13 protein-coding genes and 1 tRNA gene are annotated in these 10,000 nt (G+C 32.3%); 3 read left to right on the top strand and 11 right to left on the bottom strand.

Translation table 11 applies throughout. The annotated features are described in order from the left end of the window. Both rpoN and LDL23_RS02970 read left to right on the top strand, forming a co-directional pair. Nucleotides 1–926 (top strand): RNA polymerase factor sigma-54 (rpoN, locus tag LDL23_RS02975; RefSeq protein ID WP_291264383.1); only part of this gene is annotated, 926 nt, incomplete at its 5' end. Between the two features lie 4 nt (nt 927–930). Continuing rightward, nucleotides 931–1,542: a hypothetical protein gene (locus LDL23_RS02970; RefSeq protein ID WP_291264382.1), complete on the top strand. Its 612-nt coding sequence runs from the start codon at nt 931–933 to the stop codon at nt 1,540–1,542. Here the strand turns inward: LDL23_RS02970 and LDL23_RS02965 are convergent. From LDL23_RS02965 to LDL23_RS02925, 9 genes are all read right to left on the bottom strand, one after another. After that, a complete protein-coding gene (locus tag LDL23_RS02965) occupies nt 1,537–2,196 on the bottom strand; it encodes a porin family protein (RefSeq protein ID WP_291264381.1) in 660 nt (219 codons plus the stop codon). The genes LDL23_RS02970 and LDL23_RS02965 overlap by 6 nt on opposite strands. Before the next feature lie 71 nt (nt 2,197–2,267). Beyond that, nucleotides 2,268–2,741 carry a biopolymer transporter ExbD gene (locus LDL23_RS02960; protein WP_291264380.1) on the bottom strand — a complete coding sequence of 158 codons (474 nt, stop codon included), beginning with the start codon at nt 2,739–2,741 and terminating at the stop codon, nt 2,268–2,270. 17 nt (nt 2,742–2,758) lie between these two features. After that, the gene (locus tag LDL23_RS02955; RefSeq protein WP_291264379.1) at nt 2,759–3,373 is read right to left on the bottom strand and encodes a biopolymer transporter ExbD; all 615 of its coding nucleotides are present in this window, start codon (nt 3,371–3,373) and stop codon (nt 2,759–2,761) included. 6 nt (nt 3,374–3,379) lie between these two features. Next, on the bottom strand, nt 3,380–3,808 hold the full coding sequence (locus tag LDL23_RS02950) for a hypothetical protein (RefSeq protein WP_291264378.1): 429 nt from the start codon (nt 3,806–3,808) through the stop codon (nt 3,380–3,382). 20 nt (nt 3,809–3,828) lie between these two features. After that, the gene (locus LDL23_RS02945) at nt 3,829–4,653 is read right to left on the bottom strand and encodes a MotA/TolQ/ExbB proton channel family protein (RefSeq protein ID WP_291264377.1); all 825 of its coding nucleotides are present in this window, start codon (nt 4,651–4,653) and stop codon (nt 3,829–3,831) included. An 84-nt stretch (nt 4,654–4,737) separates the two neighbouring features. After that, nucleotides 4,738–4,825, bottom strand: a tRNA-Ser gene (locus LDL23_RS02940). Between the two features lie 75 nt (nt 4,826–4,900). After that, on the bottom strand, nt 4,901–5,932 hold the full coding sequence (locus LDL23_RS02935; protein ID WP_291264376.1) for an asparaginase: 1,032 nt from the start codon (nt 5,930–5,932) through the stop codon (nt 4,901–4,903). Continuing rightward, entirely contained in the window at nt 5,919–7,058 is a 1,140-nt protein-coding gene (locus LDL23_RS02930) for a 1-acyl-sn-glycerol-3-phosphate acyltransferase (RefSeq protein WP_291264375.1), read from the bottom strand. Before LDL23_RS02930 ends, LDL23_RS02935 begins: the two co-directional genes overlap by 14 nt. Before the next feature lie 62 nt (nt 7,059–7,120). Then, the gene (locus LDL23_RS02925) at nt 7,121–7,888 is read right to left on the bottom strand and encodes a TatD family hydrolase (protein ID WP_291264374.1); all 768 of its coding nucleotides are present in this window, start codon (nt 7,886–7,888) and stop codon (nt 7,121–7,123) included. Between the two features lie 68 nt (nt 7,889–7,956). Between LDL23_RS02925 and LDL23_RS02920 the strand changes: the two genes are divergently transcribed. Further along, nucleotides 7,957–8,394, top strand: a complete 438-nt coding sequence (locus tag LDL23_RS02920) for a retropepsin-like aspartic protease (protein WP_291264373.1) — start codon at nt 7,957–7,959, stop codon at nt 8,392–8,394. Here LDL23_RS02920 and LDL23_RS02915 read toward each other — a convergent pair whose 3' ends face one another. Next, the gene (locus LDL23_RS02915) at nt 8,395–9,615 is read right to left on the bottom strand and encodes a TCR/Tet family MFS transporter (RefSeq protein WP_291264372.1); all 1,221 of its coding nucleotides are present in this window, start codon (nt 9,613–9,615) and stop codon (nt 8,395–8,397) included. An 86-nt stretch (nt 9,616–9,701) separates the two neighbouring features. Beyond that, nucleotides 9,702–10,000, bottom strand: a 299-nt coding sequence (locus LDL23_RS02910; protein WP_291264371.1) for a hypothetical protein, incomplete at its 5' end; no start/stop codon positions are given.

The following is a 10,000-nucleotide window of genomic DNA, read 5'->3' as shown; positions in this document are numbered from 1 at the left end:
TACATTTAGTTCAAGACTTAGAGCCAGCAGGTGTGGGTGCACGCGATTTACAAGAATGTTTGTTGCTGCAATTAAAACACAAAACACCATCGGATTCGATTAGTTTAGCTATTAATGTGATTGAGCAACAATTTGATGCTTTTACCAAAAAACATTACGATAAATTACTACAAAAATTCGATGTTTCCCAACAGCAATTACGCAAAGCTATTGATGAAATTGAAAAACTAAATCCGAAACCAGGAGGAAGTTTCGATGGCAATCAAAAAGCGGTAGAACATATTGTTCCTGATTTTACCATTCGAATTGTTGATGGCGAGCTAGAACTTTCGTTAAACGGAAGAAATGCACCAGAATTGCACGTTTCTAAAGATTATCAGGAAATGTTACAGAGTTATAAAGACACTTCTGAAAAATCGAGTTCGCAGAAAGATGCAGTGCAATTTATCAAGCAAAAATTAGATTCGGCAAAATGGTTCATTGATGCGATTAAACAACGTCAGGAAACATTGTATGTGACCATGAATGCGATAATGTTTTATCAGCAAGAATACTTTTTAGAAGGAGAAGAAACCAAACTTCGTCCGATGATTCTAAAAGATATCGCTGATATGGTAGGATTGGATATTTCAACGGTTTCTCGTGTAGCCAATAGCAAATATGTTGATACACCATACGGAACAAAACTAATCAAAGAATTCTTTAGTGAATCGATGACAAACGATCAAGGTGAAGAAGTTTCAACTATCGAAATTAAAAATATCTTACAACAAGTTATTTCGGAAGAAGATAAAAGAAAACCTTTACCAGATGATCAGTTAGCGGAAATTTTGAAAGAAAGAGGTTATCCAATTGCTAGAAGAACCATCGCAAAATACCGCGAACAACTAGATATCCCTGTAGCACGTTTGAGAAAAAAAATCTAAGAATATGGATTTAAAAAAAATATTACCTGTTTTTTCCTATATTTTTCATCCCATATTTGTGTCTTTATATGGCACTTTATTTTTTTTTTTAATTGCCAATTCTTTCTTTTACAAGTCCCAAATAATAGTAACACTAGTTCAAGTTACGATTTTAACTTTGTTGTTACCGTTATCAATGTATTTTCTATTTCGATCTTTAGGAGTTGTTTCTTCATTTACTGAAGCCAGCATTAGCGAGAGAAAAATGCCAATAGCTGTTCAAGCTATTTTATTATTTATTTTAATAAAATTCAGTGTTTCAAAAGATACTGTTGCAGAATTGTATTTCTTTTTTCTTGGTGGCTTTTTAAGTAGTGTAATCGTTTTAGCTAGCGTTATTTTAAAATTCAAAGCCAGTTTACATATGATTGGAATTAGTGCCTTAACGTGCTTTATTTTTGGCCTGTGCATGTATTACCAACTTCCTTTTATAAATCTTGTGGCATTTTGTATTGTTAGTATTGGTTTAGTAGCCTCTTCACGTTTATATATGAAAGCACATACGTATCCAGAACTTATTGCAGGAATAATAATTGGAGCTGGACCACAGTTGTTTTTGTATCAATATTGGTTATAAAATATAAAACATCAAACCAATTTTCAATGTAGTTACATTGTTTTCCGTGGCTGTTTTATTTTTATCAAAAAAAGGATTTAAACCGTAATGAATATAGGCATTCCAAGTATTAAATCCGAAAGTTAAATACGTGGCGTATTGAAATTTATTCAACAAATCATTTATATTTTCTGTTCCAGAACCTAAATCTCCTTCATATTTAAACTTACCATTGATTAAATAACTTGCCATAAAACCTCCATAAATTCTCCAAAATTTATGACTATCTGGAGTCGCATTTCGCCAACGAATTTCTAAAGGGAAATCAAGATAATGTAATAGAATTCTACTTTTAACAATCTCTGTAGATGTATTGTCGGAAATAGAAGAAAAATCAATATTTTGTTTTAAATCATTAAACGAATAACCAATACCGGGAGCAATGGCCCAATGTCTGTTTTCAGAAATAGGAAAATCTCTTAAAAAACCAGCTGATAAACCTGTTGAAAATGAATACTGATTAAAATTATCAGGTGTTTTTTGTAAAATATTGTATGATATCGAAACATAAAATTGATCCTCTCTAAAAAGAGAATCTACAACAGGCTTTGTCTCAGATTGAGAAAAACCAATTGATACAAAAAAAATGAAAAAAAGAGATACTAGTAATCGCATTATATTTTTTTTATAAAAATAATAAAAAAAGGTACGCAAATGCGTACCTTTTTATTTATAAAATAAAAATACTATTCAACAGGATTTCCTTGTGTTGTTGTATAATTAACTTTCAATTGTTCTATTTTACGTAATTCTAACTTGATAGCACTTACCAAACCCATCTTCACATTTTTATCAATTTTTAAAGATGCAGTAAGATACTTTTCATCGTCAGAATTTCGCTGAGCTCTCTCAGAAATTACAAAATTTCTAATGTCAGCTGGCGAAGCCATCTTATCAGCTAATTGAATACGATCTGAACCTCCAAGAGTTGCTCTATAGCGCTCACTTGGTTTACCAGCGTAAATATACATTACAAACTCTTTTTTGTGCAATTTTGCAGTTTGGTTAGCTTTTGGCAATGTATTTTCAATTTTCAAGTCACTATCTTTCATAGTGGTAGCTGTCATGAAGAAGAACAAAAGCATAAATACAATATCAGGTAAAGACGCTGTTGAAATCGCAGGAGTATCACCTGTACTTTTCTTTTTAAATTTAGACATACTTTCTTAATATTATATTATTGTTTTTTTGGCTCTGCTTCTGAAAGTCTCATTGGAAACAATTCTTGAATCTTTTTAACTTTTGGTTCTAAATCTTCAACCAAACCTTCGGTAGCTTTAGAAGCTGGATCATTATAAATGTATTCCATTTCTGTAAAAGTCATACCGTAACGCTTCTTACATTCTCTATCTCTTAAAAAGTTATATGCAGCTACTAATTCATTTTGTACTGCGATATACGTTTCATAAGTAGTTTGCCCGTCATTATTTAATGAAATTACCGCTTCATCAGGTCCGTCAGATGAATTTGGATCTTTTTTTCCATTACAATATGAACATGTTCCTTTTCCATTATTTTCAAGAAAATCAATAGCAGTTTGTCTTAAGTCCTTAAGGTCAACCAATTTCTCTTCAACAAGTAACTGATTGTCTTTATTAACTAAAACTGTTAAAATATTTCTTTCATTAATAGGTGGAACAGGTGGGTTCTCTTCATAACGAGGTAAGAGTCTATTAATTCCTTGATCTACTCCAATTGTGGTAGTAACTAAAAAGAAAATTAAAAGTAAGAATGCAATATCTGCCATAGAACCTGCATTCACTTCTGGCGGTGCACCTCTTTTTTTACCCATGATCTATTATCTTTTAATTTTTGAAAAACCAGTCCAAGCTAATACTCCAACTGAAACAACAGCAAGAATATAAAATGTATTTAAACTAGTACTTATTAACTTAGAAGACATTGAAGAAATAATTTCTCCGTCTTTTAATTTTATCTCTGTACTATCTGCCAAAATAAAAGCAATCAAAACTACAGCAGCAAATAACCCCAGAGAGATTAATGCTCTTCTTAACTGATCTTTATGAGTAATTAAATTTTTAAAAACAAAATAAATAACAGAGAAAAAAGCAATTGCCATTGCAAAGTAAGACAGATAAATAAAGTAATCTACAACAAAAGAATTATTATCTAATGATACTTCCATACCTAAATTTGATATGAATAAAATAGAAGCAATAATTCCAATTACGATTACTAAAATTTTTGAAATTTTATATACGTTCATAACAATAATTTGTTAATGTATTATTTGTTTACTTTCTCTTTGAAATAATCTGACAACATATCAACTAAACTGATAGAAGCATCTTCCATATCGTTAACGATAGAATCAATCTTAGCTGTAATGTAGTTGTAGAAAACTTGAAGAATCATCGCTACAATAAGTCCAAATACCGTTGTTAATAACGCTACTTTAATACCTCCAGCTACTAATGATGGCTCCATAGATCCTGCAGATTCGATTTGGTCAAACGCCTCAATCATACCAATTACAGTTCCTAAGAAACCTAACATTGGTGCAAGAGCGATAAATAAAGAAACCCAAGAAACATTTTTCTCTAATTGTCCCATTTGAACACCACCGTAAGCAACGATAGATTTTTCAGCAGATTCTAAACCATGAGAAGAACGCTCTAAACCTTGATAGAAAATAGACGCAACTGGACCAGCTGTGTTTTTAGATACTTCTTTAGCCGCTTCAATACCACCAGAATTTAAAGCTGACTCAACATCAGTAACAAATTTTTTAGTGTTGATAGAAGAAAGATTTAAATAAATAATTCTTTCAATTGCTATTGCTAAACCAAGAATTAAACACAATAATACTGGAGACATCCAAACTGGACCTCCTTCAATGAAACGTTTTTTCATTGATTGAGTAAAAGTAGCTTCTTCAGTTGCTGCAGCTTCATCAGTTGTTGCTGTAGCCTCATCTGTAGTTGCTACTGTTGCAGTTGTATCAGCTACTTGTTCTGTAGCAGGAGCTGCTGCTTGAGTTGAATCTTGAGCTTGAACATTTCCAAAAGTCATAAGCCCCGTGATTGCTAAAATAGAAAATAATCTTTTCATCGCTTTTGTTCTTAAAATTAATTAGTTAATTGGGTTTAAAGATATAAAAATATTTATAAAATTTTTAAAATTAATATCATTCTGCAGAGAGGAAGGGATTCGAACCCTCGATACCCTTGTGGAGTATACACACTTTCCAGGCGTGCGCCTTCGACCACTCGGCCACCTCTCTATCGAAACGATACTCGATTTTAAGGGTGCTAAATAACGTAAAAAATCTCATGTATAAAAATTTTATATGTTATTTTTACAACATTTCTCCTCTGATTCCTGTTTCAAAAATAGTCTTAAACACATTGTGAGACACTTTTTGACCTAAAAGATACATCAATTTTGTGATGGCAGCCTCAGTAGTAATATCTTTACCTGAAATTACACCTATATTTTTTAATTGTGTACTGGTTTCGTAATTCCCCATCGAAACACTACCTCCACTACATTGTGTAACGTTGATAATGTGAATATTATTGCGAATTGCTTGCTCTAAAGTCTGCACAAACCAATCTTCTGTTGGAGCGTTTCCAGAACCATACGTTTCTAAAACTATTCCTTTTAAATTTGGTATTGCAAAAAAAGCAGTCAAAACCTTCTGATTGATACCCGGAAAAATCTTTAAAATTGCTACATTATCATCAAAATCAGTATGCACTTTTAGCTTTTTATTTGCTTTTTGCTTCAGAATAACGTCATAATTTACTTTCAAGTGTACGCCAGATTCCGCTAGTTCAGGAAAATTAGGTGACGTAAAAGCATTAAAATGTTCTGCGCTGATTTTTGTAGTACGATTTCCTCTGTATAATTTGTACTCGAAATACAAACACACTTCTTGAATTACTGGTTTTTTATTTTCTTGAAGCGAAGCTACTTGAATAGCAGTAATCAGATTTTCTTTAGCATCGGTTCTTAAATCACCAATTGGTAATTGCGAACCCGTGAAAATTACTGGTTTTGCTAAGTCTTCCAACATAAAACTTAATGCAGAAGCACTATACGACATCGTATCCGAACCATGTAAAACTACAAATCCATCAAATTTCGAATAATTTTCCTCGATAATTTTGGCCATTTTTTGCCAATTGGAAATATTCATATTCGATGAATCAATGGGCACATCAAATGAAATGGTTTCAATTTGACAATCTAATAAATGTAATTCTGGAATTCGGCTTAACAACTCATTAAAATCAAAAGCTTTCAAAGCTCCTGTTTCAAAATCTTTTACCATTCCGATGGTTCCACCGGTGTAAATTAAAAGTATTTTTGGTTTATGAGATGTCATCAGTGTATTTCAATTTATTCACAACCGGATTTGCGTACATCGCCAAAAACCCTTCTTTCATGGTTTCATTGTCGGCATCAATTCGCATTTCTAATCTTCTTTCAAACAATTGACGCTCTTTTTCGTTGTACAAATGTTCAAATCGAGTTGTTTTATGTAAAATATCATAAGCAATAAAGTTCGTTGACCATAATTTATACGATTGCAAAATAGAATCATCAATTACTTGTGCCAAAGCTTGAATTTGCTTGTTATTGTTATCGTTTTCGGCAATAATTTTTTCGTATTCGTTTTCTAAAACATCACCTACATGAATGTGAATACGTTTTTTTTGCCCAATGATTCCACTTAACAAAGTAATAAAATCTTCATTTTTCTCCTTGATATATACTTCGTCTTTGGAAAGCGCGATTAATTGTGGCATTTTCAAAGCATCTGTTGGATCGTATTCATAAGAAATAGAAACAGGAACAATTTTTAATTTCTTGAAAAAGTCCATAATTCTGACCTCATCATTTGCCATTCCAACCATTTTCAAAACTCCTTGATGGGTTGCATCGTTACCGTCTTTCGTTCTTCCTTCGCGTTGGGCAATCCAAACCGAACGATTTTCTTTCGACAATAAATGATACATGTATTCCGCCATTAACTTAGAACTTTGCAATAACTCTCTTGGCGATAAACCACGTTGAACAAGGAAGTTTCGGTTTAATTTTGAAAGTTTTAAAAGAAAATCTTTCTTGACCAAATTATCTCCAATAGCAGAAGCTGTCATCACCAAACCATGATCAATCAGAGAAACATTCAACAAAGAAGTATCTAAAATAATATCGCGGTGATTGGAGATAAATAAATACGAAGTATTAGGCTCTAATTTCTCAAAACCAGAAGTCGTAAGTCCTTCTGAACTTCTTTCTAAAACTCTTTGTATGGATTGATAAACAAAATTAACTTGGAAATCACGGATAGAATGGGTTCTACTCAATTGTTCTTTCCAAACATCATCTTCTACTTCTGGAAACGTAAAATCCATCATGGCCTTCATCATAGGATGATGCAACAAAGACTTTAAAGCTTCGTTTACTTCAGAATCATAATAAGGGCGAATAGAATCGAACTTTGTCATATTTATTTTGAAAACAATTCACAAAAGAACAAAAATTTTATGAATTGAAACTTTATTTTAGGTTAAATTCCGAAAATTTGTTTTGAGTTTTCTGTAGTAATTCTTGCAATTTCCTCAACAGGCAACTGATAAATTTCGGCTAACTTTTGCGCTACCAATAAAGTATAACTGCTTTCATTTCGTTTTCCACGATATGGAACTGGTGCTAAATATGGCGAATCGGTTTCTAAAACAATGTGTTTCAAATCGATTTCATTTAAAAATTGGTCGATTTTTCCGTTTTTAAATGTGGCTACTCCTCCAATTCCTAATTTCATTCCTAACGAAATCGCTCTTTGGGCTTGATCCAAATCACCCGTAAAACAATGAAAAATTCCGAATAAATCATCCGATTTTTCACTTTCTAAAACCTCAAAAACCTCATCAAAAGCATCACGACAATGAATATTGATTCCTAAATTATACTTTTTCGCTAATTGAATTTGGTGTTTGAAAGCATGTTGTTGTTCTTTCAAAAAGGTTTTATCCCAAAACAAATCGATTCCAATTTCTCCAACGGCATAAAATTTTCTCGAAGCCAGTTCTTTTTCTACATGCGCCAACTCTTCCAAGTAATTTTCCTTTACATACGTTGGATGCAAACCCATCATTAGAAACACATTTTCAGGATATTGGCTCTCTAATTCGTACATTTTAGATGTGTAATTAGAATCGATAGCAGGAACAAAAAAACGAGAAACGCCAGCATTAATGGCTCTTTGCATCATTTCGTTGCGATCTAAATCGAATTCTTCTGAATATAAATGAGTATGGGTATCGGTAAGTATCATTTGCGTTTTTGATTACAAAGCGCCAAAGTTACAAAGTTTGATTCAGAAATTTGATTTACTTTTGAAGTATGGAAGATTTACAAGACTTTTTAAAAGGGAAAAAATATAAAAAGATAAAATTTACGGTGTTAAAAACCCAACATTTATTAATCAAAGGAAAGATAAATGACGTAAAAGGCAACTTTATTTTAGACACCGGAGCAAGTAACAGTTGTGTAGGATTTGAAAGTATTGAACACTTCAAATTAGATGCCCAATTTTCAGAAACTAAAGCTGCTGGTGCTGGTGCTACTGGAATTGAAACCCAATTGGCAAAGAATAATGAAATTCAATTGGGCAGATGGAAAAACCACAAATTCCACTTAATTGTATTTGATATGAGTCACGTAAATGATGCGCTTCGTCATTACAAAACCAAACCCGTTGATGGCATTATTGGTGCCGATATTTTACTAAAAGGAAAGGCAATTATTGATTATAGCAATCATTATTTGTATTTGAAATAACTAGTTCGAATGGTTTTTCTTCAGTGTTCGGTAAGCTAAAATCGTACTAATCAACATAAAAATTCCTCCCAAAATAAAAGGTGCTCCTGGAAATAAAAAAGGCGCTTCATCGTGAGTAAAATAATAAAAAACGGATGCCATCATCGGTGGACCTACAATTGAAGAAGCACTCATTAAACTCGTTAAAGTTCCTTGAATTTCGCCTTGTTCTGATGGAGGTACTTGTTCTGAAACTACGGCTTGTAAGGCTGGCCCTGCAATTCCTCCTAAACAGTAAGGAATTAAGAAAACAAACATCATCCAACTTTCAGTTGCAAAAGCAAATAAGAACATTCCGATAGTGTATAATGCTAATCCGAAATAAATACTTTTTACATTTCCAATTTTTGGATTGATCCAACGGATTAAACCTCCTTGAACAATTCCGACTAATAATCCGATGACTCCAAGGGAAATTCCTACCATTTTTTCCGTCCAATTAAATTGGTACATGGTGAAGTAATTCCAGTTACTTTGTACCGCATGTGAACCTACATAAAGAACAAAAATAGCCAATACTAATCCGATTAAATTTGGGTATTTTTTCAAATGTAAAAAAGCTCCAATTGGATTTGCTCTTTTTAATTCAAACGGTCTTCTTTTCTCTTTACTTAGTGATTCTGGCAAAATAAAATAACCGTATAGAAAATTTAACATACACAAAATAGCGGCTGCAATAAAAGGAATTCTTGTTCCAAATTGCCCTAACAGTCCACCTAAAACTGGACCAATTATAAAACCTAATCCAAAAGCCGCTCCCATCAATCCAAAATTCTTAGCTCTGTTTTCATGTGTACTTACATCGGCAATATAAGCAGAAGCGGTGGTGAAACTTGCTCCGGTTATTCCAGACAGAATTCTACCAACAAATAACCATGTAATTGTAGGCGCAAAGGCTAACAATAAAAAATCTAAAGAAAAAGCGAACAAAGAAGTTAACAATACGGGGCGTCTTCCGTATTTATCACTTAAATTTCCTATCACGGGCGCAAAAATGAATTGGGTAATCGCATAAGCGAAAGTTAACCAACCACCATATTTTGCTGCTTCGCTAATATCGCCATTGATTAGTTCTTTGATTAAATTTGGAATAACAGGTATAATAATTCCCCATCCAATAACATCTAATAAAACGGTAATAAAGATGAAACCAACGGCTGCTTGTTTCTTAGATTTTTTCATAGCTAAATTTTGACTTACAAAATAAAGAAAAATCCCAAACTCTATTTGAATTTGGGATTTATATTTTAGGTTTTGGAGTTAAAAAATTAATTCTCATCTAAAATCACTTTGAAGTCCACTTCTTTATATGTTGAAGAATCTTTAATAGTAATTCTAGCTTTGTTAGTAGCATCGCTTCTTGAGAAAAGAAACGTTTTGATAGAATCATTTTTAATTCCTTCCGGATATTTATTGTATTCTGTAAAAAGCGAATCAATATTTAAGACACTATTTTTTTGGTCTTCACAATATAGCATCATATCAAAAGGTTCATAATAATTTTCAAATGATCTTTTCAATGTATCTTCAAACCATTTTTGATTTAATTGATTCTCTTTTACAATTA

Origin of the sequence: Flavobacterium sp., assembly GCF_020217025.1 — a bacterium.
In the GTDB taxonomy this organism is placed as follows: Bacteria; Bacteroidota; Bacteroidia; order Flavobacteriales; family Flavobacteriaceae; genus Flavobacterium.
This window is presented reverse-complemented; position numbering and strand designations above follow the sequence as displayed.

Coding starts and splice junctions, on each gene's coding strand:
- LDL23_RS02935 (WP_291264376.1), bottom strand. CDS start 5,932: ATGACATCTCATAAACCAAAAATACTTTTAATTTACACCGGTGGAACC.
- LDL23_RS02925 (WP_291264374.1), bottom strand. CDS start 7,888: ATGATACTTACCGATACCCATACTCATTTATATTCAGAAGAATTCGAT.
- LDL23_RS02920 (WP_291264373.1), top strand. CDS start 7,957: ATGGAAGATTTACAAGACTTTTTAAAAGGGAAAAAATATAAAAAGATA.
- LDL23_RS02970 (WP_291264382.1), top strand. CDS start 931: ATGGATTTAAAAAAAATATTACCTGTTTTTTCCTATATTTTTCATCCC.
- LDL23_RS02915 (WP_291264372.1), bottom strand. CDS start 9,615: ATGAAAAAATCTAAGAAACAAGCAGCCGTTGGTTTCATCTTTATTACC.
- LDL23_RS02960 (WP_291264380.1), bottom strand. CDS start 2,741: ATGTCTAAATTTAAAAAGAAAAGTACAGGTGATACTCCTGCGATTTCA.
- LDL23_RS02950 (WP_291264378.1), bottom strand. CDS start 3,808: ATGAACGTATATAAAATTTCAAAAATTTTAGTAATCGTAATTGGAATT.
- LDL23_RS02955 (WP_291264379.1), bottom strand. CDS start 3,373: ATGGGTAAAAAAAGAGGTGCACCGCCAGAAGTGAATGCAGGTTCTATG.
- LDL23_RS02930 (WP_291264375.1), bottom strand. CDS start 7,058: ATGACAAAGTTCGATTCTATTCGCCCTTATTATGATTCTGAAGTAAAC.
- LDL23_RS02965 (WP_291264381.1), bottom strand. CDS start 2,196: ATGCGATTACTAGTATCTCTTTTTTTCATTTTTTTTGTATCAATTGGT.
- LDL23_RS02945 (WP_291264377.1), bottom strand. CDS start 4,653: ATGAAAAGATTATTTTCTATTTTAGCAATCACGGGGCTTATGACTTTT.